The organism is Streptomyces sp. NPDC043996, assembly GCF_056435225.1.
The window spans coordinates 69,454-95,819 of record NZ_JBWKEY010000022.1; the positions used below are offsets into that span (position 1 = coordinate 69,454).

General features: G+C 75.1%; 20 protein-coding genes. 12 read left to right on the forward strand and 8 right to left on the reverse strand.

Features of this window, described 5'->3' with window-relative positions; all coding sequences use genetic code 11:
• The first annotated feature begins 213 nt into the window (after positions 1-213).
• A complete protein-coding gene (locus AC07A4_RS39420; protein ID WP_478608873.1) occupies positions 214-1,245 on the forward strand; it encodes a zinc-dependent alcohol dehydrogenase in 1,032 nt (343 codons plus the stop codon).
• A gap of 13 nt (positions 1,246-1,258) precedes the next feature.
• Positions 1,259-2,311 carry a Gfo/Idh/MocA family protein gene (locus AC07A4_RS39425; RefSeq protein ID WP_478608875.1) on the forward strand — a complete coding sequence of 351 codons (1,053 nt, stop codon included), beginning with the start codon at positions 1,259-1,261 and terminating at the stop codon, positions 2,309-2,311.
• Here AC07A4_RS39425 and AC07A4_RS39430 read toward each other — a convergent pair.
• The 6 genes from AC07A4_RS39430 to AC07A4_RS39455 form a co-directional block, all read right to left on the reverse strand.
• Entirely contained in the window at positions 2,251-3,108 is an 858-nt protein-coding gene (locus tag AC07A4_RS39430) for a phytanoyl-CoA dioxygenase family protein (RefSeq protein WP_478608878.1), read from the reverse strand. The two genes, AC07A4_RS39425 and AC07A4_RS39430, sit on opposite strands and share 61 nt — an antisense overlap.
• 156 nt (positions 3,109-3,264) lie before the next feature.
• Positions 3,265-4,413, reverse strand: a complete 1,149-nt coding sequence (locus AC07A4_RS39435; protein ID WP_478608881.1) for an acyl-CoA synthetase family protein — start codon at positions 4,411-4,413, stop codon at positions 3,265-3,267.
• A 38-nt stretch (positions 4,414-4,451) separates the two neighbouring features.
• On the reverse strand, positions 4,452-5,786 hold the full coding sequence (locus AC07A4_RS39440) for a hypothetical protein (RefSeq protein ID WP_478608884.1): 1,335 nt from the start codon (positions 5,784-5,786) through the stop codon (positions 4,452-4,454).
• A complete protein-coding gene (locus tag AC07A4_RS39445; protein WP_478608886.1) occupies positions 5,783-7,942 on the reverse strand; it encodes a DegT/DnrJ/EryC1/StrS family aminotransferase in 2,160 nt (719 codons plus the stop codon). Before AC07A4_RS39445 ends, AC07A4_RS39440 begins: the two co-directional genes overlap by 4 nt.
• A 288-nt stretch (positions 7,943-8,230) precedes the next feature.
• Positions 8,231-9,271, reverse strand: coding sequence for a radical SAM protein (locus AC07A4_RS39450; protein ID WP_478608888.1), 1,041 nt, complete (start codon positions 9,269-9,271; stop codon positions 8,231-8,233).
• A 486-nt stretch (positions 9,272-9,757) separates the two neighbouring features.
• Positions 9,758-10,060 carry a hypothetical protein gene (locus AC07A4_RS39455; RefSeq protein WP_478608890.1) on the reverse strand — a complete coding sequence of 101 codons (303 nt, stop codon included), beginning with the start codon at positions 10,058-10,060 and terminating at the stop codon, positions 9,758-9,760.
• A gap of 104 nt (positions 10,061-10,164) precedes the next feature.
• Here AC07A4_RS39455 and AC07A4_RS39460 point away from each other — a divergent pair, with 104 nt between their 5' ends.
• Positions 10,165-11,031: a metallophosphoesterase family protein gene (locus AC07A4_RS39460; RefSeq protein ID WP_478608892.1), complete on the forward strand. Its 867-nt coding sequence runs from the start codon at positions 10,165-10,167 to the stop codon at positions 11,029-11,031.
• Between the two features lie 122 nt (positions 11,032-11,153).
• Here the strand turns inward: AC07A4_RS39460 and AC07A4_RS39465 are convergent, their stop codons facing one another.
• Complete coding sequence (locus AC07A4_RS39465) at positions 11,154-11,735, reverse strand: response regulator transcription factor (RefSeq protein ID WP_478608894.1); 582 nt, start codon at positions 11,733-11,735, stop codon at positions 11,154-11,156.
• A 287-nt stretch (positions 11,736-12,022) separates the two neighbouring features.
• Between AC07A4_RS39465 and AC07A4_RS39470 the strand changes: the two genes are divergently transcribed.
• The 9 genes from AC07A4_RS39470 (at position 12,023) to AC07A4_RS39510 (ending at position 24,318) form a co-directional block, all read left to right on the forward strand.
• Positions 12,023-12,781, forward strand: a complete 759-nt coding sequence (locus AC07A4_RS39470) for an SDR family NAD(P)-dependent oxidoreductase (RefSeq protein ID WP_478608896.1) — start codon at positions 12,023-12,025, stop codon at positions 12,779-12,781.
• Positions 12,782-12,873: 92 nt separating this feature from the next.
• Positions 12,874-14,019, forward strand: coding sequence for a galactonate dehydratase (dgoD, locus tag AC07A4_RS39475; protein ID WP_478608899.1), 1,146 nt, complete (start codon positions 12,874-12,876; stop codon positions 14,017-14,019).
• Between the two features lie 87 nt (positions 14,020-14,106).
• Positions 14,107-15,750: a cytochrome bc1 complex cytochrome b subunit gene (qcrB, locus tag AC07A4_RS39480; protein WP_478608902.1), complete on the forward strand. Its 1,644-nt coding sequence runs from the start codon at positions 14,107-14,109 to the stop codon at positions 15,748-15,750.
• A gap of 150 nt (positions 15,751-15,900) precedes the next feature.
• Positions 15,901-17,028 carry a radical SAM protein gene (locus AC07A4_RS39485; protein WP_478608905.1) on the forward strand — a complete coding sequence of 376 codons (1,128 nt, stop codon included), beginning with the start codon at positions 15,901-15,903 and terminating at the stop codon, positions 17,026-17,028.
• Positions 17,025-17,756 (forward strand): iron-containing redox enzyme family protein, encoded by a 732-nt coding sequence (locus tag AC07A4_RS39490; protein ID WP_478608908.1) that lies wholly within the window; start codon positions 17,025-17,027, stop codon positions 17,754-17,756. Before AC07A4_RS39485 ends, AC07A4_RS39490 begins: the two co-directional genes overlap by 4 nt.
• Positions 17,756-19,330, forward strand: coding sequence for an MFS transporter (locus AC07A4_RS39495; RefSeq protein WP_478608912.1), 1,575 nt, complete (start codon positions 17,756-17,758; stop codon positions 19,328-19,330). Before AC07A4_RS39490 ends, AC07A4_RS39495 begins: the two co-directional genes overlap by 1 nt.
• A 64-nt stretch (positions 19,331-19,394) precedes the next feature.
• Entirely contained in the window at positions 19,395-22,706 is a 3,312-nt protein-coding gene (locus AC07A4_RS39500; protein WP_478608915.1) for an adenylate/guanylate cyclase domain-containing protein, read from the forward strand.
• Positions 22,703-23,608 carry a S8 family serine peptidase gene (locus AC07A4_RS39505; protein ID WP_478608918.1) on the forward strand — a complete coding sequence of 302 codons (906 nt, stop codon included), beginning with the start codon at positions 22,703-22,705 and terminating at the stop codon, positions 23,606-23,608. Before AC07A4_RS39500 ends, AC07A4_RS39505 begins: the two co-directional genes overlap by 4 nt.
• Entirely contained in the window at positions 23,605-24,318 is a 714-nt protein-coding gene (locus AC07A4_RS39510) for a GAF domain-containing protein (RefSeq protein WP_478608920.1), read from the forward strand. Before AC07A4_RS39505 ends, AC07A4_RS39510 begins: the two co-directional genes overlap by 4 nt.
• On the opposite strand, the gene AC07A4_RS39515 is transcribed toward AC07A4_RS39510, so the two are convergent.
• Positions 24,289-26,325 (reverse strand): AfsR/SARP family transcriptional regulator, encoded by a 2,037-nt coding sequence (locus tag AC07A4_RS39515; RefSeq protein ID WP_478608923.1) that lies wholly within the window; start codon positions 26,323-26,325, stop codon positions 24,289-24,291. The two genes, AC07A4_RS39510 and AC07A4_RS39515, sit on opposite strands and share 30 nt — an antisense overlap.
• Positions 26,326-26,366: the final 41 nt, after the last annotated feature.

Below are 26,366 nucleotides of genomic sequence, written 5' to 3' on the forward strand. Positions count from 1 at the left end.
CAGCACATGCCCGGCACCTGGGAGAGGCCGCGTGACCTCGGTGGGTTCCCGGTCGAGGGCTTCGGGCGCCGCCGTGCGCGGCCCTGGAGAGCGCCGCCGCACACCGCCCCGGAGGCCACCTTGTCGGACGCGCGTTCGCGCGGTGCAATTCCCTGAGTGGAACCGGGGGCACATACGGACCGGACCCGGCGGGCCGAGCTGAGGAGGGGCACCTTGCGGCGGTACGAACTTGTCGGGCGGCGTGACATCCAACTGGTCACCGACGCGCCCGTGCCGGAGCCCGGCGCGGGGCAGGTCCTCGTCCGGGTGCGGGCGTGCAGCGTCTGCAACCGCAGCGATCTGGCGTACTACCACTACTACGGGCTGCGCGAGCACTGCGCGACCGGCTGCTACGGCCACGAGATCGCCGGAGTCGTCGAGGCCGTCGGCCCCGGTGTCACCCGCGTCGCACCCGGACAGCGCGTCTTCGTACGCACCCCGCTGACGTCCGGATACGCCGAGTTCGCGCTGGCGCGGGAGATAGCCGTCGGCGCGCTGCCCGACGACGTGCCCTTCGAGCAGGGGTCGATGCTGCAACTGCTGCCGCTGGCCGTGCACGCCACGCGCGGCGTCGGCCTCGGCGACCGCGTCGTCATCGTCGGGCAGGGGCCGGTCGGCCAGATGGCGCTGCGGATGGCCCGGCAGCGTGGGGCCGCGCACGTCACCGCCGTCGACCTCGATGACTGGCGCCTCGCCCGCTCCACCCGCGCGGGCGCCGACACCGTGCGCCGCGTCGACGGAGGTGGGGAGCAACTGGCCGCGCTCAAGGACGAGTTCGCCGCCGAGGGCGAGGAGTACGACGTCGCGATCGACGCCGTCGGGACGCCCACCACCCTCAACGCCTGCGTGGGCCTCGTCCGCCAGAACGGCCTCGTCGTCCTGCTCGGCACCCACCACGTGGACACGCACGTCACCGTCGACCTCGTCACCTGGGAGCGCAAGGGGCTGCGCGTGCACAGCTCCGCCGAGCCCGTGGACACCGCCCGCGCCGAGGCGCTCGCGATCGCCGAACGCGTCGTCCACCGCCGCGCCGCCGACCTGCTCCTGCCCGACCTGCACACCCACACGTACCCCCTCGACGAACTCCCCAAGGCCATGGAGCAGCTGTCCGCGAGCCGCGCGCTGTACAGCGAACACCCCGACGCCGGACGAGCTCCGTACGACGGGCCGCCGCCCGAGACGCTGAAGGTCGTCATCGTCCCGTGACGGCGGCCGACCGGTGAAGTGGGCGGTCGCCGGACACGGCGACGTCGTGGAGCGCCGCGTCCTGCCCGCGCTGCGGGCCCTCGGCGAGGAGCCGGTGCTCCTGTGGGGCCGCGACCCGGGCCGCGCCGCGCGCGCCGCCGCCCGGCTCGGCGTCCCGTCCGCCACCAGCGACGAGGACGCGCTGGTGCGGGGTGTCGACGCGGTGTACGTGGCCACTCCCGTCGTACGCCATGTGCCGCTCGCCGAGCGGGTGGTGGCCGCCGGTCTTCCCGTGCTCATCGAGAAGCCGCTGTCCGCCGGACTGCACCCGGGCGCGGCGCTGACCGCCGCCGGGGCGCCCCGCGCGGGCGTGGCCTACTACCGCAGGCTCGCGCCTGCCGTGCGCCGACTGCGCGCGGAGCTCGACGGGTGGACGCCCAGCGGCGTGGAGGTGCGGTTCCGGTGCGCCTTCGCGCCGGGTCCCGGGCATCCGATGCGCTGGCGCACCGACCCGGCGGTGGCGGGCGGCGGGGTGCTCGCGGACGCCGGGAGCCACCGCCTCGACCTGCTCCTCGCCCTGTTCGGCCCGCCGGTCGACGTCCGCGGGCGGCTCGGCGACCGGTTCGCGCTTGGGGCCGAGCGGCGGGCGGAGGTGGAGCTGCGGTGGGCGTCCGGCGCCCGGGCGCGCCTGGTCGCGGAGTGGAGCGACGAGCCGCCCGTGGACCGCATCGAACTCACCGGTGCCGGGCGGACGGTGACCCTCGACCCCCTCGACAGCGGCCGCCTGCGGATCAGCGGCCCGTACGGCACGCGCGAGACAGTCCTGCCCCCGGCGGCCAATCCGCACCAGCCGCTCGTCGCCGACTTCGTCGAGGCCGTCGCGACGGGCAGGCCGCCGGTGTGTCCGGTGGCGGAGGCGCGCCTCGTCGACGAGGTCATCGCCGCGGTGCGAAGCCACAGCGGAGGCCACAGCGGAGGCCACAGCGGCGGCCGCAGCGGCGGCCACGGCGGCGGCTGCGGCGCTGCTCAGGCGCCGTCGTCCGCCGACCAAGGGCGCAGCCAGCGCGGATCGGGGGCGTCGCCCTGACGGATGAAGCGCGCGTCGATGGAGAGGCGCATCGCGTCGGTCGTCGTGTCGAGGGACGCGTGGATGACGGTCGGTACGTGCGCCATCACATCGCCCGCCGCGAAGTCGGCCCACAGCCAGCGGCGGCCCAGGCCGCGCGCGGTGAACTCCAGGTCGTGGCAGATCTGCCGCCGGTCGTCGGGGCGGTCCGTGGTGTCGCGCAGCGGCTCGTACGCGTGCGGGGACAGCGTGTGCGAGCCCTCCAGGTACACAAGCGCGCCCGACTCGGGCGGGCAGTCGCCGACCGGGATCCAAAGCGTCACCACCCGGGGCGAGCCCTGGTCCATGTAGTCGAGGTCGACATGGGCCCGGGAGGCGCGGCGGGTGCCGCGGTGGAAGTGGCGCAGGATGCGGCGCGGCAGCAGCCGCGCGTCCCCGTCGAGCAGGTCCGCGGCGAGCTTGGCCAGCTGGGGGTTGTCGAGGAAGCGGTCGAAGGTCCGTGAGCGCACGAACGCGTGCGCGGGGTGCCCGGCGACGCCGTGCTCGGGCAGCCCGGGCGGCACCCGGCCGGAGTACACGCCCTCGCGCGGTCCTGTGCCCGGCGCGAGGTAGCCGGGCGGCAGCCGCGAGAAGTACGCGGTCCGCAGCCGCAGCACCTCCTCGCGGTCGAGGAACCCGGGCAGATACAGATAGCCGTCCGCGCGCAGCCGCTCCCGCAGCGCGGCCGGGCCCGGCAGCGCCGAGGTGCCGGTGGCCCGCAGCGGACCGAAGAGCTCCGCTGAGAAGGGTATGGGGATGCCGTTCGACGAGAGCTTCACGGAGAGTCCTTCCGTCTCGGTACGCGCGGGGCCCGGCCCGCTCCCGTACGCGCGGGGTTCGTCGGCGGCGGTGCGTGAGGGGCCGTCAACCAGCGCCGGAATAAGGGGAGAAGGGGGAAGGGGGCGGGCAAGGGGCCCCATGGCGGTGCGCGGGGGTCAGTAGACGCCTTCGACGGCCTCCCCTTCGGTGCCGGTGCCGTCGTGGAAGGGCCGGACGGCCGCCACGCCGTCCCAGGGGAACCACGGGTGGGGCCCGGTCCGGATCGCGCTGTCCCGTTCGAGGAGGTTGGGCAGGAAGAGGTCTTCGAGCAGGGTGGTGACGCGTACCCGGCCGCGCTCGCCCTCGGCGACCTCGCGCCAGGGGTCGGCCGGGTCCACCACGGTCAGGGCCGCGAAGGGCGGCGGCAGGTGGTAGGAGTGTCCGGTGCCCTCGGGCAGCGCGGGCGCGCCCGGCACCGCGTCGGCCTGCAGGGCGTGGCCCGCCAGCGTGTTGCCGTACGTGTCGATCCACTGCACGCCCTCAAGGTGCTCCTGGCGCAGGAACGCGGCCTCGGCGGCGCTGCACGTGGTGCCGCCGGTGCACACCGCGCGGATGCCGTACGAGTGCAGCGGGCGCGGCAGCCGCATGGCGAGCTCCAGGAGCAGCCGCGAGGTGGTGAAGAGGAGTGCGGGCCGCTCGGCGGTGAGCAGCGTCAGGGTCTGCTCCACGAGGTGCGAGGTGTAGGCGTCGGCCTCGCCGCCCGCGCGCAGCGACGCCTTCACCCAGCGCGGGTCGAAGTCGATGGCGAACACCGCGCCGCGCCAGCTGTCCGCGAGCCCTTCCACGAAGTGCCCGTACGCGTGCGGGCCGCTCGGTGTCATGGCGAGCACGTCCCCGCCCGCGACGCCGCGCGCCTCAAGGACCGTGCGGTAGACCTCCACGTCGTAGGCGAGGCGCGTGACGTTCACGATCCGGCAGGGCGCGCCGGTGGTGCCGCCGGTCTCGAAGACGCGGAAGGGGCGGTCGCGGTAGCCGCGCGGGCGCAGGTCAAGGGCGCTGGCGGCGCGCAGTTCGGCCTTGTCGAAGAGGCCGAAGGCGTCGAGCGCGGCGAAGCAGTCGACGTCGGCGATCGGGTCGAAGCCGAGCCGGGGCAGCCGCCCGACCCAGAACGGCGAGCCCGTCTCGGGCGAGAAGTGCCAGCGCATCATGCGCCGCGTCCACGCGTCGAGGTCCACGGCGAGCTCGGGCACGCGGCCGCGCAACGTGTCGTGCAAGGTGGCGAAGGTGACCTGCGGGGCGTGCCGGTCGCGGGCCGTGGTCGTCATGGGCCTCCTCCTGGGAGTGCGGGCGGGCGCGGGGCGGATCAGGCGCCCGGTGGCCGGTGGACGAAGAGGGAGTCGCCCGCGAGCGCGCGGGCGGTGTCGGCCGGGGCGCCGACGACGGCGGCGAAGGGGAAGGGCACCTCGTGCCCGACGAGTGGATGACCGACGAGCGGATGCCCGACGAGTGGATGTCCGGCGCCGGATGCGCCGGACGCACCAGACACGCCGGACGCACCAGACACGCCGGACGCACCGGATGCGCCAGACGCCCCAGACGCACCGGACACGGTTGATCCGCCCCCCAGAAGCGCCAGTTGAGGCCGGACGCACAGCGCGCCGTCCGCGCTCCGGACCACCGCGGGCTCCCGGGTCAGCAGCCGGTCCCCGGGGCGCAGGCGGGCGTGGACGGAGGCGGCGGCGCGCTCGGCCTCGCCGGGGACCCGGAAGGCGGTCAGGGGCCAGTCGCGCGACGCGGGGTCGGGGGCAGGGCCTGGGTGCAGCGCGTCGAGCGCCGTGGCCAGGGCCTTCGCCACCGGCTCGGGGTCGGCGTCCACACAGACCACCGTGCGGACGTTGCTGCAGAACCGGCCCGAGTCGGCGGCCACGAGCGGCAGCAGCCACGCCACCGCGTCGTCCACCGCGAGCCCCGGCGGCACCAGGGCGCAGCCGCGCCCGGGGCCGTGCAGGGTCAGCGAGGGCGCGCCCCGCATGGACGCGGCGAGCCCCGCGCCGCCGTACACCACGTGCCGGTCGGTGAGCTTCATCAGGCCGTGCAGGGCGCGCTGCTCCGTCGGGTACAGGCCGATGCGCTCCGGGGGCCAGTCCACCGCGAGCAGCGCGGCGACGAGGCGGGCCGCGGACAGCGGTTCACGGCGGCTCGGCCGCACCCACACCGCCGCCGAGCGCTCGGCCTGTTCGAGCACCGCGTCCAGGCAGGTGAAGGTGTTGCCGGGCAGCGCGACCAGGGCGATCGCCTCGTCCGGTGCCGGGCGGGGGCGGCGCGCGGCGCCGTCGCGAAGCAGCGCGCACCACCGGTCGACCAGCGGCCTCGGCAGCCCGGCGCTCTCCCACAGCGCCGCGCGGAACGCGCCCGCGCTCTGCGGGCCGAGCCCGCCCACGGTCACCGTGCCGCGCGCGAACAGCTCCAGGGCGGCGCGGACGCGCGCCCGCCGGTCTCCGAACGGGGCCGGCTCGGCGCGCGCGTACTCCCACCAGCGGCGGTCGGCGTGCGCCACGATCTCCGGGACGAGCGCGAGCCGCCGCTCCGGCGTGCCCGGCAGCGCGGCCACGTCCAGGGAGTCGTGCCACGCGCCCTTGCGGAACGCGTGGACGACGGGCGCGTGGACGACGGGCGCGGGGCCCCGGGAGCCGCTCACGACAGCTCGTCGCGCAGGGCCGCGACCACCCGGACCTGCTCGCCTTCCGTGAGCGTGGGATACAGCGGCAGGGCGATGTGGTGGCGCGCGAACCAACGGGCCTGCTTGTACGCGTCGTCGGTGTCCGGCGCCTCGGGACCGCCCCTGAAGTACGGCTGGTCGCACAGCAGATGGTCGTACACCTCGCCCGCGAGGGCCACGCCGTGCCGCTCGCGCAGCCGCCGCTTGAGCGCCGCGCGGTCGACGGGCGCGTCCAGGTAGGCCAGGTACTTGTAGTAGTTGCTCCGTACGTCCGAGGGCACGGCGTGGGCCCGTACGCCCGGCACGTCGGCCAGCAACTCGTCGTACGCGTAGGCGAGGTCGCGCCGGGCCGCCAGGGTCCGCGCGAAGCGCTCCAGGTCCACCGTGCCCACGGCGGCGTGCAGTTCGCTCATGCGCCAGTTGCCGCCGGGGCGGTCGTGCAGCGTGGAGCCCTGGGCGCTCTTGCCGTGGTCGCGCCAGCGCCGCACCTGCTCGGCGTCGGCCGCCGCGTTGGCCGCCGCGTTGGCCGCAGCGGTGGCCTCCGCGTTGGCCCCCGCGGCGGCTCCCGTGCACGTGACCAGGCCGCCCTCGCCGCTCACCGCGACCTTCGTGGGGAAGAACGAGAACGCCCCGAACCGGCCGAAGGCGCCCGCGAACCGGCCGTTCCAGGTGGCGCCGAGCGCGTGCGCCGCGTCCTCCACGACGGGCACGCCGCGCGCCGCGCACAGCGCGAGCACCTCGTCCAGGACGGGCGAGACGATGCCGCCGATGTGCACGGGCAGGACCGCGGCCGTGTCCGGATGGCCGTCGAGCGCGGCGCGCAGGGCGTCCGGGTCGAGGCCGAGCCCGTCGAGCTCGATGTCCACGAACCGCACGGCCGCGCCCGCCCGCACCGCGGCCGCCGCCGTCGCGAAGAACGTGTTGACGGGGACGAGGACCGTGCGGCCCGCGACCCCGATCACGCGCAGCGCGATCTCCAGGGCGGCGGCCCCCGACGCCACGGCCACGCCGTCCACGCCCGTCCACGTCCGCGAGAGCTCCTCGAAGCGGGCCAGCTCCGGGCCCTGGGTGAGGTGCCCGGTGGCGAGGGCCGCGTCCACCCGGTCCAGGACCGCGCGCCGGTCGGCGACGTCGAAGTGGATGCGCTGCGCCGGTACGGCGGCGGGCTCCGCCACGGGCCTGGACAGGGTCCGCGTGAAGAAGGCGGCGGCGTGGCCGACGTGGGTGCCGTGGCCCATCTCCAGCTCGTGGACCTCCAGGTCGCCCCCGGCCGCGTGGTAGGCCCGGCCGACCGCCGCGGCGGCGGCGCGGGCGTCGGCCGGTTCGAGGAAGGAGTCGGCGGTGCCGTACTGGAGCTGGAGCGGGGCCGGGGCGAGCGCGCCGTACAGGTCGGGCAGGTCGGCGTACTCCAGGATGCCCGGGAGCACCGCCCCCTCGTGGCCCGTGAGGAGGCGGGCGAACAGGGCCGGGTAGCTGCCGAGGTGGCTGGCCGCGCACACCGGCAGCGGGCGCGGCGCGAGCAGCGCGGTGTGCAGGGCGACCGCCGCGCCCAGGCTGTGCCCGAACAGGCCGACGCGGTCGGGGTCGACCAGGGGGTGCCCGGTGAGGACGTCGAGCGCGCCCAGGGTGTCGCCGACGAGCGCGCCGAGCAGCGAGCGGCCCGTGAGCGCGAACGCGTGCGCCAGGAGCGTGCCCTCGTCGCGTCCGGCGCGCCGCTCCTCGTCGAGGCCGCCGCCGATGCCGTGCTCGAACGACAGCGTGACGAAACCGGCGCGGGCGAGGTGCTCGCCGACGTTGCGGTCGGGGAAGTCCGGGGGCGCCTCGCCGGTGAGCTGTTCCATGCGGGCGTTCTTGCCGCCGAGGACGAGTACGGCGGGGGCGGGGTCCGTCGGGTGTGCCGGGGCGGTGAGGGTGCCGTGGAACGTGCCGCGCACCGGGGAGTCGAACGTCAGGCGCTCGCGGTGGAGGCCGTGGGCGGTGGTCGGGGTGGCCCGGGTGGTGGTCAGGGGTGCGTGGTCCACTCGGGCCAGGCGGGTGACGACGGTGCGCAGGGACTGGGACCAGGGGGTGTGGGGCGGGGTGAAGCGCAGGGCCGGCTCGGTGGTGAGCAGGTGGCGCAGGTGGGTGGTCTGCATGCGGGTTTCGATGCTCCTGTGGTGGCGTGCCCGTCCTCGCGGTGCGCCCCAGGCCCGCCCCTTCCCGATCCGGGGGCTGCCGCCCCCGGGCCCCCGCTCAAAGCGAATCGGCGCTTCGCGCCTCGTCCTCAAACGCCGGACGGGCTGAATACACACGGCCCTGGCTGGCGACAGTTTTAGCCCGTCCGGCGTTTGAGGACGAGGCCGAAGGCCGATATCGGTGAGCGGGGGAACGGGGGCAGCCGCACCCGGAGCGGGAAGGGGCGGGCCTGGGGCGCACCGCGAGGGTCAGACGAAGTCGGCGTGGAGGGTCTCGGGCACCTCGACCGCGTACGCGTCCAGCGCCTCGTCCAGTTGGATCTGGCCCCGCTTGAGCAGTTCGAGCAGCTCGTTCTGCGGGCGGTAGAAGCAGGACTTGCACAGATCGGTCCGGCTCGGGTTGGACGCCTCCCAGGCGGCCCGCGGCCCGCCCTCGAGGACCTGCGGATAGCCGAGGTCGACGACGTCGCCGATGCGGTAGCGGCTGTTGAGGTGCACCTGCGGGCAGGGGTAGAGATGGCCGTCGGCGCCGACCGCGGTCACGAAGCGGCTGTAGTGGCAGTGCTCGAAGTCGCCCTCGACGGCCTCCACCTGGTCCATCGGCCCGCGGTCCAGCTTCGGCACCGACACCTCGAACGCCTCGGTGGACATCGCGGCGGCCTCGACGAGGGACGCGGAGATCTCCGCCATCACGGTCTCGATGGTCTCGTGCCCCATCGCGCTGTAGAACTCGGGCTCGAAGCGGACGTAGTGCGCCCCGGACTCGTGGGCGATGCGGGCGGCCTCGACGATCTCCCGGTAGTTCTGCATCGTGATCACGTAGTTGAAGCCGATGCGGAAGTCGGGGGCGACGGCCCTGTCGCGCAGCGCGCCGATGGTCGCGATGAACTTGGAGAACGTCTGCTCGCGGTCGCGGGTGATCTCGTTGAACGTCGCCTCCGTGCCCGCGTTCATGCCGACCCGCACCCAGGTGTGGGTGGCCGAGACGCAGTCGGCGACCTTCGGGCGGCCGAGCCGGGAGCCGTTGGTGATCAGGCCGATGCGCAGGCCGACGTCGTGCCCGGCGTGGCAGATGTCCGCGTAGCCCGGGTGGATCGTGCACTCGCCGCTGCCGCAGAAGGTCACCGCGCGGCCGTCGTTCTCGGCGAACTCCTTGAGCAGCGTGATCGCCTTGTCGGTGGTGAGGGAGTCCTTGAACGAGAACAGGTCGTAGAACTGCTCCTCGTTCGGGGAGTGGAAGTTGCAGAAATTGCAACGCATATTGCAGGCGCCCATGATGCCGATGCGCATGTGCACCGGTTTGATCTCTTCGTCGGCGATGAATCGCCGTAGCAGATCACCGTGGGCCAGGACCTTTTGGGGAGAGTGTGCTTGATCGAGACTGACGTCGGGGAGACCCTCGCGGTTCCGCGGCGCGGCCATTCCAATATCGCGGGCACCTTCAGTGCTGTTCACGAACCCCTCCACGCGCTTTTGGGCTGCGTATTGCGTTGTCCGAGCGACCTTCGTGACGGTAGGAGAGCGCTTCCTGCAGTGTCAATGGGTCTAGACAACCCGAAAGTTGAGTAAACATCTATCTCGCCGTCGGTTCCGGCCAAATGTGTTGAGCACTTGTTGCTGTCATGTGCCAGTGGGAGACCGGCTGGTGAGGGGGCGTCAGGTGGACGGGGGGTGGACCGGGGCGTGTCGACGACGCGTGCGTCGATGAGTTGTTGTACGCGTCGTCCTTGGCGGGTGTGTTCCCCCGCGCCGGTGTGCGCTCGGGGCCCTGGGGGCTCACGTTTGCTTTGGAGCCGGAAGATCCTGATCGCGACCCGTGAAGAACACCCTGTCGGAATGTGTGGCGCGGATCTTCTGCGCGGCGGACGGGAAACACTGGGGGATACCGGCGGCGGGCCTTGTGGCGCCGAGGGCGGAGGCCGGCCGCCGACGGGGCCCGCGCACGGCCTGGAACTGTTTCTCCAACAGTCGGTGGAGATTGCGGGAGTACACGTCGTCGGGGCTGCCGTCGAAGACGAGGAAGCCCATTTTCTCGCGCTTGTTCCTCTTCAGGTAATGATCGGGCGTGTCCACGAACATGCCGTTGTGCGGTGAGGTCTTGAAGAAGTACGGGGGTACGGGGCGTGCGGGGGTGCGGCAGGAGAGGCCTACGAAGATCCACGCCCGTCGGTTAGCCTCACGTGGTGACGACATCTGCTGCATCCGGTAGGCCACCGAGGCTGTTCGCCATCAGCGACCTGCACGTGGCGTACCCCGAGAACAGGAAGTTCCTCGACGAGCTCTGGCCGGAGCACGAGGGCGACTGGCTCATCGTCGCGGGCGACAACGCGGAGACGATGGCCGACATCGAGTGGTCGCTGCGCACCCTCGCCGAGCGGTTCCACACCGTGATCTGGTCGCCCGGCAACCATGAGCTGTGGACGCCCCGCGACGACCCCAACCAGCTGCGCGGCGAGGCCCGCTACCAGCACCTGGTCGAGCTGTGCCGCGAGCTGGGCGTGCACACGCCGGAGGACCCCTTCCCCGTCTGGCACGGCGAGGGCGGCCCGGTGGTGCTCGCGCCGCTGTTCCTCCTCTACGACTACACGTTCCGGCCCGCGGGGACGTACGGCAAGCGCGACGCGTTGGAAGTCGCGTACGAGACGGGCGTGGTGTGCACCGACGAGGTGCTGCTGCACCCGGACCCCTATGAGAGCCGTGACGCCTGGTGCCGGGCCCGGGTCGCGCTCACCGCGAAGCGGCTCGACGCCGTCGACCCCGCCCTGCCGACGGTCCTCATCAACCACTGGCCGATCGTGCGCGAGCCCACCCGGGTCCTGCGCTACCCCGAGTTCGCCCTGTGGTGCGGCACCGAGCTCACCGCCGACTGGCCGGTGCGCTACCGCGCGGCGGCCGTCGTCTACGGCCATCTGCACATCCCGCGCACCACCTGGCACGACGGCATCCGGCACGAGGAGGTGTCCGTCGGCTACCCGCGCGAGTGGAAGCGCGACCGGCACCCCTCGCCGAAGCTGCGCCAGATCCTGCCGGCGCCCGGCGGCGCCCGCTAGCGCCGGGGGAGGAGCCGGGCCCGATCCGTGGGCCCGGCCCCGGGCCCGGCGTCGCCCGCGCGCGGCGCGGGAGCCGAAGCGCGTTGCGGGAGCCGAAGCGCGGTGCGGGCGCCGCCGCGCGGTCAGGAGCCGACGCGGATGAGCTCCTTCTCGTAGGCGAAGATCACCGCGTGCACGCGGTTGCGCAGGCCCAGCTTCTCCATGATCCGCTGGATGTGGAACTTCACGGTGCTCTCGCTCAGGGTCAGTTCGCGGGAGATCTCCGCGTTGCTGAAGCCGCGCGCGAGCAGCCGGAACACCTCCGTCTCGCGGTCGGTGAGGCGCCGCAGCGGCGCGGCGGTCCCGCCCGGCGGGCGCACGGGCAGCGCGACGCCGCGACCGGCCGCCGTGGCCCGCACCGCCGCGGCCAACTCGGCGGAGCCGCTCGCGCTGGACAGCAGCCCGCGCGCCCCGACGCGCAGCACCTGCCCCGCCGCCGCGTCCACGTTGTCGAGCAGCACCAGGATGTTCGCCGGGCGCGGCGGGGCCGGCCGTGACAGGGCGCAGACGCAGGCGAGCGCCTGGGCCGCGCCGGCGTGGGAGTGGACCACGACGACGTCGGGAAGCAGTTCGCGGAAGCGGGCGGCGGCGCCGGTGGCGTCCTCGGCGACCCCGGCCACGGCGAGGTCGGGACAGCCGTCGAGGATGGTGCGGAGCCCCGTCAAGGAGATGGGATACGAATCGACCAGGAGGACCCTGGTCCGTGCCAAGCCTGACATCAATTCCCCCGGATGCTTGGACCGTTCGGCCGTTCCGGGCCCCGGGGATCTGTCCCCAGCGCCGCGGAACAGTTCTCCAGAATAGGGCGGTTCGTTCAGATCGTTTCGCGCCCGATGTCACACCTTCGCCACATGTCGGCACGCCCGGCCGCGCCCGGGGGCGGGGTGGCGTGCGCGCGGGCGACGTGATCCGCTGTCCGGGGAGGGAACCCCACCACCACGGGAGTCGCCGCATGCGTTCCAGCGCCCGCTTCACCGACCGGGTCGCCGTGGTCACCGGTGCCGCGTCCGGCATCGGCGCCGCCACCGCCGCCCGGCTCGCCGCGGAGGGCGCGGCCGTGGTCGTCGCCGATGTGGCCGCCGCCCGCGGTGAGGCCGTCGCGGCGGACATCCGCGCCGCGGGCGGCCGTGCCGCGGCCGTGCGCGCGGACGTCGCGGAGGCGGCCGACTGGGAGCACGTCCTCGCCGCCGCCCACGGCTTCGGCCCCGTCGGCGTCCTCGTCAGCAACGCCTACGCCTCCGAGGTCGCCCCCGCGCACGCCATGTCCCAGGACTCCTTCGAGCGGCAGCTCGCCGTGAACGTCACCGGGGCCTTCCTGGGCGTCAAGGCGGCCCTGCCCGATCTGCGGGCGCGGCGCGGCGCGGTGGTCCTCACCTCGTCCGTGCACGCCCGGCACGGCATCCCCGGCCACCCGGGGTACGCGGCGAGCAAGGGCGCGCTGCTGTCCCTGTGCGGCCAGCTCGCCGTCGAATACGGGCCCGAGGTGCGGGTCAACGCCGTGCTCCCGGGGCCGATCCTGACGCCGTCCTGGGACCGGGTGCCCGAGGAGGACCGGGCCACGAGCGTCGCGGGCACGGCGGCCCGCCGCTTCGGCACCCCGGAGGAGGTCGCCGCGGCCATCGCCTTCCTGGCCGCGGACGAGGCGTCGTACGTCACCGGAGCCAGCCTCGTCGTCGACGGCGGCTGGAGCGTGGTGAAGGCGTCGGCGTGAGCGCGCCCCGGACCCCCGTGCCGTCCCCCACCGTCCCCGCACCCCCCTCGTGAAAGTCCTCGCACCCCCCTCGTGAAAGGCGGCAGCGCCCCGTGAAGATCACCCGGGTGGAGACCTTCCTCGTCCCGCCGCGCTGGCTGTTCTGCCGCGTCGAGACCGACGACGGCGTCGTCGGCTGGGGCGAACCCGTCGTCGAGGGCCGGGCCGAGGTGGTCCGCGCGGCCGTCGGCGTCCTCGCCGAGTATCTGGTCGGCAAGGACCCGACGCGGGTGCGGGACCACTGGCAGGTGCTCTCCAAGGGCGGCTTCTACCGCGGCGGCCCGGTGCTCTCCAGCGCCGTCGCCGGACTCGACCAGGCGCTGTGGGACATCACGGGGAAGTCCTACGGCGCGCCCGTGCACGCGCTGCTCGGCGGTCCGGTCAGGGACCGGGCGCGGGTGTACGCCTGGGTGGGCGGCGACGAGCCGGGCGCGCTCGCCGAACAGGTCGCCGCGCAGGTCGACGCGGGCTTCACGGCGGTGAAGATGAACGCGTCCGGGGTGACGTCGCCGCTCACCACGCCCGCGGAGACGGCCGCCGTCGTCGAGCGCGTCGCCGTCGCCCGCGACGTGCTCGGCCCGCACCGCGACGTCGCCGTCGACTTCCACGGCCGCCTCACGCCCCCGAGCGCCCGCCGCGTCCTGGCCGCGCTCGGCGATCTGCACCCCCTGTTCGTGGAGGAGCCGCTGCTGCCCGAGCACGGCCCGCTGCTGCCCGGCCTCGTCGCCGCCAGCCCGGTGCCCATCGCCACCGGCGAACGCCTCTACGGCCGCGCCGACTTCCTGCCCGCGCTCACCGCCGGGATCGCCGTCGCCCAGCCCGACCTCTCCCACGCGGGCGGCATCACCGAGGTCCTGGGCATCGCGGCACTCGCCGAGACGTACGGGGCGCTGCTCGCCCCGCACTGCCCGCTCGGCCCGATCGCGCTCGCCGCCAGCCTCCAAGTCGCCTGGGTCGCGCCGAACTTCCTGATCCAGGAGCAGAGCCTGGGCATCCACTACAACAAGCACGCCGACCTGCTCTCGTACGTCGTGGACACCGAGCCGTTCCGCTTCGCCGATGGCCACGCGCACCGCACCCGCCTGCCGGGCCTCGGCGTCGAGGTCGACGAGGCGGCGGTGCGGGCCGCCGACCGGCGCGGGCACACCTGGCGCAACCCGGTGTGGCGCCAGGCGGACGGCTCCTTCGCGGAGTGGTGAGGGACCCCTGAAAACCCCGGCGGGCATGCCCTGTTGGCCCGCGCGGGGGCCGCGCCTACCCTGGGAGGCGCCCGAGGGGGGAGCCGCATGAGCGAACGCACCCAGGACCACGGACCAGGCCCGCGTCCCGTCCCGCCCGGCAAGGGGGAGCGCGTCGCCGACTGGGCGGACGGCCGCCTCGGCATCCGTACGGTCGCCAGGACACAGCTGCGCAAGGTCTTCCCCGACCACTGGTCGTTCATGTTCGGCGAGATCTGCCTCTACAGCTTCCTCATCCTGATCCTCACCGGCGTCTGGCTCACCCTGTTCTTCGAGCCGAGCGGCATGGAGGTCGAGTACGACGGCTCGTACGCGCCCCTGAAGGGCGTCCTGGTGACGCGGGCGTACGAGTCGACCGTCGACATCAGCATGGAGGTGCGCGGCGGGCTGCTCATCCGGCAGATCCACCACTGGGCGGCGCTGGTGTTCGTCGCCGGGATGCTCGTGCACATGATGCGGGTGTTCTTCACCGGCGCCTTCCGCAAGCCCCGCGAGGTCAACTGGCTGTTCGGCTGGACCCTGCTGATGCTCGGCCTGATCACGGGCCTCACCGGCTACTCGCTCCCCGACGACCTGCTCTCCGGCACCGGCGTCCGCTTCGCCCAGGGCGCCATCCTGTCGATCCCCATCGTCGGGACGTACATCTCGTTCTTCCTCTTCGGCGGGGAGTTCCCCGGCCACGACATCATCCCGAGGCTGTTCGCCGCGCACGTCCTGCTGCTGCCCGGGATCATGCTGGGCCTGGTAGTGGCCCATCTGATCCTGGTCTTCTATCACAAACACACCCATTTCGCCGGTCCCGGGCGGACCGAGCGGAACGTCGTCGGGGCGCCCTTCTTCCCCATCTACGTCGCCAAGGCGGGCGGCTTCTTCTTCCTCGTCTTCGGCGTCCTCGCGTTCATGGGGGCGGTCGCCACCATCAACCCTGTGTGGGCGCTCGGCCCCTACCGGCCCGACCTGGTCGGCACCGGGGCCCAGCCCGACTGGTACCTCGGCTTCTCCGAGGGTCTGATCCGGGTGATGCCCAGCTGGGAGATCAACGCCTGGGGCCACACCCTTGAACTCGGCGTCTTCATCCCCTTCGCGCTGTTCCCGCTCATCATGATGGCCATCGCCGTCTACCCGTTCGTCGAGGCGTGGGTCACCAAGGACAAGCGCGAGCACCACATCGCGGACCGGCCGCGCAACGCGCCCGTGCGCACCTCCTTCGGCGTGGCCTGGCTGACGCTGTACGCGGTGCTCATGGTCGGCGGCGGCAATGACATCTGGGCCACGCACTTCCACCTGTCCATCAACGCCATCACCTGGTTCGTGCGGGTCGCCTTCTTCCTCGCGCCGCCGCTCGCCTTCCTCGTCACCCACCGGATCTGCCTGGGCCTGCAGCGGCGCGACCGCGAGAAGGTCCTGCACGGCCGCGAGAGCGGCACCATCAAACGCCTCCCGCACGGCGAGTACGTGGAGGTCCACACGCCGCTCACCCAGGCCGAGCGCTACACCCTCACCGCGCACGAACAGCCCACGCCGTACGAGGTCGGCCCGCGCGTCGACGCCAACGGGGTGGCCCGCAAGGTGCCCCGCGCCGAGCGGCTGCGGGCCCGCCTCTCCCACGCCATGTACGGCCCCCACGCGCAGGTGCCCAAGGCCACGGCCGAGGAGTACCGCGAGATCCAGAGCGGCGACGGGCACCACTGAGCAGGGCGGGCCGCGCCCCGGAAGCGGGACACAACCAGGCTCATACCGCGACGCAAGCCGCCCGCGCCAAGCTCACGGCAGGACGCCGGTGCCGGCCGTCCCGCGCCGGCCGGGTCCGGTGCCGGCCCCGTGCTGGGAGGAGGCCCCGCGATGCACCTGCTCGACCTGCTCGGGGCCCGCTCCACGCCCGGCGCGGCGCTGCTGCTCACCCTGACCCGGCGCTGCCCGCTGGCGTGCGCCCACTGCTCCACCGCCTCCACGCCGGTGTCCGAACAGCTCGACGCGGGCCCGCTGGTGGACTTCGTCGCCACGTTCCGGGCCGACAACCGGCCCGACCACCTGCTCCTGACCGGGGGCGAGCCGCTGCTCAGGCCGCGCCTGGTGCGGCGCCTTGCCCGCATCGCCCGCGCCACGGGCTGCCGCACCCAGCTCCAGACGGGGATGTTCTTCGCCCGACACGACCGGGTGCCCGCCGAGATCGCGCGGGCCCTGGCCGCCGTCGACCACGTGGCGGCCAGCATCGACGCCTTCCACGAGGCGCAGGTGCCGCGCGCCCGGGTCCTCGCCGCCCTGCGGCCCCTCGTCGACGCCGGGCGGGACGTCAGCGTCCAGGTCACCGGGGCGGGCGCCGACGACCCGTATCTCGCGGAGGCCACCGACGCGGTCCGCCGCGCCTTCGACGACCGCGTGCCCGTCCTGGTGACGTCGCTGCGCCCGGCGGGACGGGCCGCCGCGTGGCTGCCCCGGACCCGGACCGGGGCGACCCCCGGGTCCACGCCCGTGCGTGGACCCGGGGCCGCCGCCGACCCCTGCGCCATGGCGGCGTGGCCGGTCGTCGCCTTCGACGGCACGGTGGTCGCCTGCTGCAACCAGGACGTCGTCGATGGAGGCGGCGGGCGCGCCGGGGGCGGCGGCCCGCCCGCCCATCTGCGGCTCGGGCACATCGCCCACGACGACTGGGAGACCGTGCGCCGCCGGACCCGTGAGCGCGCCACGCTGCGCGCGGTCCGGGCCTTCGGGCCCCGCTACGTCGCCGAGGCGATCGCGGCGCGCCCGCCCGGCGGCGCCTGCGACGGCTACTGCGCCACCTGCGTGTCGGCCCTCGGGGAGCCGTCCGCCGCCGCCCGCGTGGACGCCCTCATGGCGCGGCCCGGCACCCGGGTCATGGCCGAGCGGATCGGGGACCTCGTCCAGCGGCGCGGAGCCGACGGCTTCCTGGACCGGCACACCCTCGCGGCCTACCGCCACCTCGCCCACCTCGGCGGGCCCACCGCATGACGCCGCATCCCACCGCGCCCGCCTCATCGGCGCCCGCGCCCGGCGCGCGGATCGACGCCGCCCTCGCGCTGCTCCGGCCCGGCCTGCGCCGGGTGCTCCAGCGCGTCTGGGACGGGCCCGAACCCGCCCTGGCCTACCCGGAGTTCCTCCGTCTGACCCACCAGATCGTCCGGGCCTCCGTGCCGCTCCTCACCGACGCCCGCGACCGCTGCGCCGAGCTCGCGCGGGACGGCGGTGACCCGGTCGCCGCGCGCCTGCTGCCGTACTGGGAGCGGCACATCGAGGAGGAGACCGGGCACGACCAGTGGGTGTGCGAGGACCTCGCCGCGCTCGGCCACGACGCGGACGAGGTGTGGCGGCGGCCGCCGTCCCCGGACGTCGCCGCCCTGTGCGGAGCCCCGTACTACTGGATCCGGCACGTTCACCCCGTCTGCCTGCTCGGATATCTCGCCGTCCTCGAAGGCAGCCCGCCGCACCCGGACGTCGCCGAACTGCTCGGCGCCCGCACCGGATATCCGCGCGCCGCCTTCCGGACGTTGAGCGGGCACGCGGCCGCCGACGTCGGCCACGGCCGCGAGGTGCGCGCGCTCCTTGACGTACTGCCCCTGAGCGAGCGGCAGACGGCGGCCGTCGCACGGTGCGCGCTGGGCACCACGCGGTCCGTACTGCGGGTCTTCGGCGGCCTCGCCGCCGCCCACGGCGCGCCCGCCCGGGGGAGGGGGATCTGATGGCGGCACCGGCGATGGCCGCGGCCCTGCGGCACCCGCGCTTCAGGCTGCTCTTCGCGGGCCAAGTGGTCTCCTGCGTCGGCGACTGGCTCGACTACCTCGCGCTCGTCGTCCTCGTCACCTACGTCTGGGACCAGGGCGCGGGCGCCCTCGCCGCCGTCAGCGTGGCCACCGCCGTGCCGCTGGTGCTGCTCGCGCCGCTCGCGGGCGCCCTCGCCGACCGCAGCGTGGACCGCAAGGCCGTCCTCATCGGCTGCGACGTGGCGCGCGCCGCGCTCGTGCTCGGCTTCCTCGTCGCGCCGTCACTGCCGGTGCTGCTCGTCCTGGTGCTGCTCAAGGTGGCGTTCGGGGCGCTGTTCAACCCGGTCTACCAGAGCACGCTGCGGTCCGTGGTGCCCGAGCGCGACATGCTGTCGGCGATGTCCCTCACCGTCTTCGCCAACCAGGCGGCGAAGGTGGCGGGGCCCGCCCTGAGCGGTCTGATCGTCGCCCTGTGGGGGGTGCGGGCCGCGTTCGTCGTGGACGCGGCCACGTTCGTGGTGTCCGCGCTGCTCCTGGCCGCGGTACGGCTGCCGAAGCGCGCGGCGGACGAGTGGGCGGACGGGAGCGCGGACGGGCGGGGCGACCCGGAGGCGGGGGAGCGCGCCGCTGGGTCGCCCCGCTCCCGCCGCGGGCGGCTGTGGTCGGAGACCGCGGAGGGCGTCGCGTTCATCGCGCGCTCCTCCGCCCTGGTCGCCGTGATCGGCAGCATGGCCGCGACGCTGTTCCTCGTCCTCGCCTTCGACACGCTCTCCCCGCTCGCGATGCGCGAACTCGGCCTGGACGAGCGCGGGCTGGGGTACGTGGTGGCGGCCGTCGGGCTCGGCGCCGTGCTCGGCACGCTCGCGATCAGTCAATGGGGCGCGCGGACACGGCCGTTCGTGCTGCTCGGCGCGGCCCAGATCACCGTCGGGGCCTGCGTCGGCGGCATGGGGGCCGGGCTCGCGCTCGGCGCGCGCGGACTCGGGCCGCTGTGGATGGCGGTCGCCTTCGTCATCGGCTTCGCCGCCGCCGGGATCATGGTGGTCTTCCCGTACGTACTGCACCGCGAGACGCCCCAGGAACTCATCGGCCGCGTGACGTCGACCGCGAACGCCTTCCCGGTGCTGCTGCAGCTGGCGGCGCCGCCCCTGGGTGCCGCGCTCGCGAGCTGGTTCAGCGTCGGCTTCGTCTTCCGCGCCGCCGGGGCCGTGCTGTGCGTGGTGGGCGTGGTGGTGTGGATCTACGGAAGGCGGCCCGCCGAGGGCCGCATGGTGAGCGACCCAAAGGGACCAGGAGGGAGCGCCACGGTGCCGGGCGACGACACGACGCGAGACGGCGCGCACGACGCGACGTACCACGGGAAGAACCTGGAGATCCTGCGCGGAGCGGGGTTCCCGGTCGACGAGGTCCCGCCGGAGCAGCGCCGCGCGCTCGCGGGGCTGAGCGCCGAGGAGGTGGACACGCTGATCGACGTGCAGGCCCGGATCCAGGAGCAGGCGCCCGACGTGGAGGCGCACAGCTCGGAACCGATCATCGGCGGCGTCCTGTTCTGACGCGCGTGTCCGGCTCGTGTCGCGCGCCCCGGCGGCGACCGGGCCCGTCCGGAAGGTGGTGTGCATGGGGCCCGACGACGGGGCCGCTCAGAGCCGCAGGACCGTCACCATCGTCTTCTGCGACATGGTCGGTTCCACCGCGCTCAGCGAGCGGATGGACGCCGAGGCGCTGCGCGGCGTGCTGCTGCGCTACTTCGCGCTGCTCCGGGACTGCCTGGAGCGGCACGGCGGCACCGTGGAGAAGTACATCGGCGACGCGGTGATGGCCGTGTTCGGCATTCCGGTGGTCCGCGAGGACGACGCGCTGCGGGCCGCGCGGGCCGCGCTCGACATCCTCGCCGCCGTCGAGGAGTTCAACGAGGGCGCCGCGGGCATCGGCGACGGCGCCCGCATCGACGTGCGCGTCGGCGTCCACACCGGTGAGGTGGTCACCTCCGGCGCCCCGGACGCCGGGCACGCCCTCGTCTCCGGGGAGGTCGTCAACGTCGCCGCCCGCCTCGAACAGCACGCGCCCACCGGGCAGATCCTCGTCGGCGCCGACACGCACCGGCTGATCGCGGCCGCGGCCGACACCGAGCCCGTGGCCCCGCTGACCGTGAAGGGCAAGCGGCGGCCCGTCCCCGCCTGGCGGCTGCGCGCGGTGACCGGCGCGGCGCGCGGGGCGCCCGAGCGCCCCGGCGTCGCCCTCGTCGACCGCGAGGACGAACTCGCCCAGCTCGACCTGGTGTTCACCCGCGTGCGCCGCGACCGCGCCTGCCACCTGGTGACGCTGTACGGCGACCCGGGCGTGGGCAAGAGCAGACTGGCCCGCGCCTTCGCCGCCGAGGCCACCGCCGCCGGGGCGCGCGTCGCGTGGGCCGCGTGCCCGCCGTACGGCAGTACGGGCTCGCTGGCGCCGCTCGCGGAGATGCTGGCCAAGCTCGCGGGACCGGAGCCGAAGGACTGGCTCACCGCGCTGCTCGGCACCTCCGGGTCGGACGAGGTGACGGCCACCGCCCTGGCCCGGCTCGCCCGTTCGGGCTGGACCGGGACCTCCTTCGAGGAGACGTGCCTGGCGCTCCAGCGCCTCGCCACCGAACTGGGCCGCGCGGCCCCGCTGGTCGTGATCGTCGACGACGTGCAGTGGGCGCACGCGGACCTCCTGGGCGCCCTCGACCACCTCGCCGACTGGGTGCAGGGCGCCGCCGTGCTCGTGCTGTGCCTGGCCCGCCCCGAACTCCTGGAGGAGCACGGCCACTGGGGCAGCGGCAAGCTGAACGCGACGGCGCTCGCGCTGCCGCCGCTCGCGCCCGACGACTGCCGGGAGCTCCTGGCCCGGCTCAGCGGCCGCGCCTCGGCCGCCGACGTGGAGGCGCACCTGGCGCCGTCGGCTCCGGCGCTCGCGGCCCCGGCGGACGGCGCCATGGACGAGGTGGTCCGCAGGGCCGAGGGCAACCCGCTCTTCCTGGAACAGCTCATGGAGATGGTCGGCGAGGGCGCGGACCCGCGCGACGTCCCGCTGACGGTCCGCGCGATCGTGGCCGCCCGCCTCGACCGGCTCGGCGCCGACGAGCGGATGGTCCTGGAGTGCGCGGCGGTGATCGGCGCCGACTTCGCCGAGCGGGACCTCGGGGCCCTCACCGAGCCTGAGCCCGAGCCCGAGTCTGATGCCCATGCCGGTGCCGGTGCCGGTGCCGGGGCCCCCGCCCCCGCCCCGGCCGCGCGCGTCGTCCGCGGCCTGGTGCGCAGAAGGCTCCTCGAGGCCGCCGAGCCGGGACCCGCGGGCGAGCCCCGCTGGCGGCACGTCAGCCAGCTCATCCGCGACGAGGTCTACAGCGGCATGTCCAAGCTGCTACGGGCCCGCCGCCACGAACGCTTCGCCGCGCACGCCGAGCGGCGCGCGCCCGGCGACCACCACACGATCGGCACCCACCTGGAGAAGGCCGCGCACCTGCGCGCCGAACTCGACCCCACCGAGCCGGAGGTGTCCCGCACGGCGGCCCGCGCCGCCCGGCACCTGGGCCGCGCGGGCACGGCCGCCCTGGCGCAGGGCGACGTGTCCTGGGCGGTGGGGCTGCTGCGCAGGGCGCTGGCCCTCACCGAGCCGCGCCGGGGCGCGGGCGACGGATCCGGTCCGGGTGACGGGCCCGGTCCGGGTGACGGATCCGGTCCGGGTGACGGATCCGGTCCGGGTGACGGATCCGGTCCGGGTGACGGATCCGGTCCGGGTGACGGATCCAGGCCGGGCGACGACCCCGGCCCGCAGTGCGGCGGCGCCGGGCTCGCTCTGCGGGCCGCGCTGGTCGAGGCCAGGATCGCCGCCGGGGAAGTCACCGACCCGGTGGCCGAGTTGGAGGAGCTCGCCGGGGCGGCCGGGCGCGCCGGGGACGCGCGGATCGCGGCCCGCGTCCGGCTCCAGCTCGGCTACCTCGACCCGGAGAGCGGCGGGTTCGCGGCGCTCCTTGAGGCCGCGCGGGCCGCGCTGCCCGTGTTCACGGCCGCCGACGACGTCCTCGGGCTCGCCCGCGCCCACCTCGCCATGGGGCAGGAGGCGCAGAGCCGCAGCCGCCACGAGGAGGCGGCCGGGCACCTGGAGCGGGCCCTGGACGCGTCCGTGCGGGCCGGGGCCGAACTGGAGCGGGCCGGAATCCTCGGCGCGCTCGCGGTGTCGCTGTGGCTCGGTCCCGAGCCGGTGGAGTCCGCCGTGCGCCGCTGCCGCGACCTGTCCGGGGACCACCTCGCGGGACGCCTCGTGGGCCGGGCGACCGTCGGCTGCCCGCTGGCCGTCCTCCTCGCCATGCGCGGCGAGTCCGACGCCGCGAGGGCCCTGCTCGCGGACGCCCTGGACACGCTCACCGACCTCGGCCACCTCTTCGGCGTGCCCGCCGTGCGGCTCTTCATGGCGGCCGTGGAACAGCTCGCCGGGGACTGGGACGCCGCCGAGCGGTGCCTGCGCGAGTCCGGCGAAGGCCTTGAGCGCCTCGGCGACCGCCAGCTGCGCGCCACCGCGGTGCGTGACCTGGCCCGGGTCCTGCTCACCCGCGGCGCCCCGGCCGCCACCGTGCGCCCCCTGCTCGACGAACTGCTGCGCGACGGCGTCGCCACCATGCCCGCCGCCGCCTGCGAGGTGTACGGCATGCTGGCGCGCCTGTCCGCCGCCGACGGCGACGCGGCCGCGGCCGGCCTGCACCTGGCCACCGCCCTCGCGGCGGCGGAACGGACGGACTCGCCGGTGTGCCGCGCCGGGGCCCACCTCGACGGCGCCCACGCCGCGTGGGCGCTCGGCCGCCCCGAGGACGCGGCCCGCGCCGCCGACGCGGCCCGGGAGCACTTCGCCGCGAAGGGCCACCTGGTGGGCGTCGGCTGGGCGCGCGCCCTGCGCGAGGGGCCCCGGTGAGCCCCGCCGCCGGGCTCACCTGGCATCTGCTGGGCCGCGACCGGGACGCCATCGAGGTCCGTACGCCGTTCGCGGGAGCGGGCGGCGACGGCGCCGCGTGGGCGTGGGGCGGCGGCAGCGGCAAGGGCGCCCGGGTGTGCGTGATCGACACCGGCGTCGACACCCAGCACCCGCTCGTCGGCCCGGTCGGGGCCTCGTACGTCGTCCGGGAGACCGGGAGCGGCGGCCCGGCGGTCGGCGCGGGAGACGGCGCGGCGGGCGGCGCGGACGGCCGGGATGCGGCGGCGCGCTGGGAGGTCGTGCGGGTCGCGGGCGGCGACGAGACCGGGCACGGCACGGCCTGCGCCTCCATCATCCGCGGCCTGGCCCCGGGGTGCGAGGTGGACAGCGTCCAAGTGCTCACCGCGGGCCTGCACGGCACGGGCGACGCCTTGGTGGAGGGCGTGCGCTGGGCGGTCGCACGGGGCTACGACGTGATCAACATGAGCCTGTCCACGACGCGCCGGGCGTTCGCGCCGGTCCTCCACGAACTCGCCGACCAGGCGTACTTCGGCCGTACGCTCCTGGTGGCGTCGGCCCACAACCTGCCCGTGGAGAGCTTCCCGTGGCGCTTCGCGTCCGTGATCTCGGTGGGCAGCCACGACGAGGACGACCCGGGCCTGCTCCTGTACAACCCGCGCCCGCCCGTGGAGTTCTTCGCGCGCGGCGTCCGGGTGCCCGTCGCCTTTCCGGGCGGCGGCACCCGCCGCGTCACGGGAAACAGCTTCGCCACCCCGCACGTGGCGGGCCTGTGCGCCCGGATCGTCGGCAAGCACCGCGACATGACGGCGTTCCAGGTCAAGCAGGCGCTGTTTCTCGCTTCGGCGAACGTGCGGAGCCAGGAGAGGGGAGCTGGGAGATGACCGCGAACGGGACGGGCCGCGCCGCGGGGGATGACGGCGGGGGAGGCTCCGGCGGGGCTGGTGGAGCTGGCGGGGGAGGGCTCGGCGGGGCCGGCCTCGGCGCGGGTGCCGAGGAACGGCACCGCAGGCTGCTGCTGTCCGTCGTCCACACCGCGCGCGCCATCTTCGACGCCCAGGCGAGCTCCATCGCCCTGCTCGACCAGGACAGCGGCGAGCTCGTCTTCGAGGCGGTGTCGGGCCAGGGCGAGGAGAGCCTCGTCGGCACCTCCTTCCCCGCCGAGCGGGGCATCGCGGGCTGGGTGCTGCAGGCGCGCCAGCCCGTCGAGGTGCACGACGTCGACACCAACGGCCACTTCGCGCGCGACGTCGCCGAGTCGACCGCCTATGTGCCCCGGGCCCTGATGGCGGCGCCGCTGCTCGCGGGGGAGGAGCCCCTCGGGGTCCTCGAAGTGCTCGACCGCAACACCGAGACCCGGGCGCCGCTGCCCGCGATGGAGCTGCTCGCGCTCTTCGCCGGGCAGGCCTCCGTGGCCCTGGAACTCGTCCAGCGCGACCGCCTCGCCCGGCTGTCCGCCGGGCCCCCGGAGACGGCGGCGGGCGACGCCGTGCGCGCGCTCGCCCGCGAGATCGAGGGCCTGGACGGCGACCGCCGGGGAGCGGCCCGGCGGGTCGTGGGCGGTCTAGCGGACCTCTTGCGGACGCGCGACTGAACGCGCGCGGTCGCGGCGGTCTGCGTCGACGAGGTAGACGAGGCCGGGTCCGTCCGAGAGGTCCCGGGTGCCGTCCGCGTCCGAGAGTCCGACGAGCTCCGCGAGGCCGGGCAGGCCCCAGAGCGCGGGCAGCCCCGGGATTCCCCCCGGGCCCGCGCCGCGCAGGGCGCCCGCCGCGGCGCACGGCTGCGCCCCGAGGGCCGGACGCTCGCGCGCGAGCTCCCGTACGAACGCGGTGAACCGGAACAGCGACGTGCCGTCGGGGCCCGGCTCCCGCGCACAGGTCAGCGCGTGCGCCTCCCACAGCCGGGCCAGCGCCCGGTCGGTGTCCACCGGGTCACCGCCGAGCCGGTGCCAGGCGTCCATGAAGGTGAAGTCGCCCTCGCGGTCCAGGAGCCGCAGCTGTGCCCAGTCGGTGTCGGTGAGCGGGTCGAAGCCGCGCCCGAGGCGCTGGCGCAGATCGATGTCGCCGACCGTGAACCAGTCGAGGGCGCCGCCCGACTCGAGCCGGTCGACGATCTTGGCGAGCCGGCAGGCGCGGCCGAGCGCGAGCCTGGCGCCCGCGATCCGCAGCGCGAGCGGCAGCCCCCGGCACAGCCGCACCAGGCGCAGCGCGCTCTGCGGCTCGGCGTCCAGGCACTCCGGGCCGCAGATGCGCCGCAGCAGGTCGAGCGACGCGCCCTCGTCAAGCGGCCGCAGTTCGAGCGCTTCGGAGCCGTCGAGCCCCGCGAGCCGGGAGCAGCTGGTGACGACGGTGGTGGCCAGCGGCGAGTTCGGCAGGAGCGGGCGCACCTGGGCCTCGTTGACCGCGTTGTCGAGCAGCAGCAGGGACGGCGCACCGGCGGGCATCCGGGCGCGGTAGCTGTGCAGCAGGGCTTGTGGGTCGCTCGGCAGCGCCAGCGTCGGGTCGCCGAGCTCGCGCAGGAGCTCGGTCAGGGCCGCCGTCGGTGACTTGGGGCGGCCCGAGACGTCACGGAGGTCGACGTGGAACAGGCCGCCCGGATACGCGTCGGCGGCCGCGTGCCCGGCGGCCACGGCGAGCGAGGACTTGCCGACGCAGGGCGGCCCGGTGACCACGGTGAGCCGCCACTGCCGGGCCCGCTCCCCGTCGTGCGCGGCCACGTCCGGGAGCAGCCGGCCCAGTTCCGCCGCGCGCCCGGTGAAGTCCGGCAGACCGGGCGGCAGTTGCACACCGCCGCGGACGGGGCCGCTCTCCCGGGCGGCGGCCGGGGGAGCGAGCGGCGCGGCGGCGGGCGGCGTGTGGTCGCCCGCCAGGATCTCCCGCTGCAACTGCCGCAGCACGGCGCCCGGTTCCAGGCCGAGCTCCAGGGAGAACAGGCGCCGCGTCTCGTCGTACGCGATCAGGGCGTCGTTCTGCCGCCCCACCCCGCACAGCGCCCGCATGTGCTGCGCGCGCAGCTGTTCGCGGAAGGGGTGCGCGGCGATCAGCGGCTCCACCTCGTCGAGGACCTCGTGGTGCAGGCCGAGCTGGAGGCGCGCGGTGAACCACACCTCCAGGCCCGTCAGGCGCCGCTCCTCCAGGCGGGCGGCCTCCGTGTCGAGCGGCGGGACGCCTTCGAGGCCGACGAACGGGCGGTCGCGCCACAGGGCCATGGCGTCGCGCACGAGCCGGTCGACCCGGGCCGGGTCGCCGTCGGCGGCGGCCCGCCGGGCGAGGTCGACGCCCTGTTCGAAGCGGACCATGTCGATGGCCAGCGGGTCGACCGCGAGCCGGTATCCCGGCCGCTGGTGCCGCACCAGGGCGTCGGCCTCGGTGTGGCCGCGCGCGAGCGCGCGCCGCAGATGGTGGACGTACACCTGGAGGTTCTTGCCCGCGCTGCGCGGCGGGGCCCCGCTCCACAGCGCGTCGACCAGGCGGTCGACGGGGACCACCGTGTCCGGACTGCACAACAGAACGGCCAGCAGGACTTGCTGTTTGAACGGTCCCAGCGCGACGGCCTCCGTCTCCGTCTCCGCGGTGAGCGGACCTAGCACGCTGAACTGCATCACCCTGGACTCCCTCCCCGTGAATGTCATGGACTCTTCGG

What these genes read in the sequence shown, in the direction of transcription:
- AC07A4_RS39435 (WP_478608881.1), bottom strand. Translation starts at nt 4,413, where the DNA reads ATGACGACCACGGCCCGCGACCGGCACGCCCCGCAGGTCACCTTCGCC.
- AC07A4_RS39445 (WP_478608886.1), bottom strand. Translation starts at nt 7,942, where the DNA reads ATGCAGACCACCCACCTGCGCCACCTGCTCACCACCGAGCCGGCCCTG.
- AC07A4_RS39515 (WP_478608923.1), bottom strand. Translation starts at nt 26,325, where the DNA reads ATGCAGTTCAGCGTGCTAGGTCCGCTCACCGCGGAGACGGAGACGGAG.
- AC07A4_RS39455 (WP_478608890.1), bottom strand. Translation starts at nt 10,060, where the DNA reads ATGTTCGTGGACACGCCCGATCATTACCTGAAGAGGAACAAGCGCGAG.
- AC07A4_RS39510 (WP_478608920.1), top strand. Translation starts at nt 23,605, where the DNA reads ATGACCGCGAACGGGACGGGCCGCGCCGCGGGGGATGACGGCGGGGGA.
- AC07A4_RS39470 (WP_478608896.1), top strand. Translation starts at nt 12,023, where the DNA reads ATGCGTTCCAGCGCCCGCTTCACCGACCGGGTCGCCGTGGTCACCGGT.
- AC07A4_RS39450 (WP_478608888.1), bottom strand. Translation starts at nt 9,271, where the DNA reads ATGCGCATCGGCATCATGGGCGCCTGCAATATGCGTTGCAATTTCTGC.
- AC07A4_RS39490 (WP_478608908.1), top strand. Translation starts at nt 17,025, where the DNA reads ATGACGCCGCATCCCACCGCGCCCGCCTCATCGGCGCCCGCGCCCGGC.
- AC07A4_RS39485 (WP_478608905.1), top strand. Translation starts at nt 15,901, where the DNA reads ATGCACCTGCTCGACCTGCTCGGGGCCCGCTCCACGCCCGGCGCGGCG.
- AC07A4_RS39500 (WP_478608915.1), top strand. Translation starts at nt 19,395, where the DNA reads ATGGGGCCCGACGACGGGGCCGCTCAGAGCCGCAGGACCGTCACCATC.
- qcrB (WP_478608902.1), top strand. Translation starts at nt 14,107, where the DNA reads ATGAGCGAACGCACCCAGGACCACGGACCAGGCCCGCGTCCCGTCCCG.
- AC07A4_RS39495 (WP_478608912.1), top strand. Translation starts at nt 17,756, where the DNA reads ATGGCGGCACCGGCGATGGCCGCGGCCCTGCGGCACCCGCGCTTCAGG.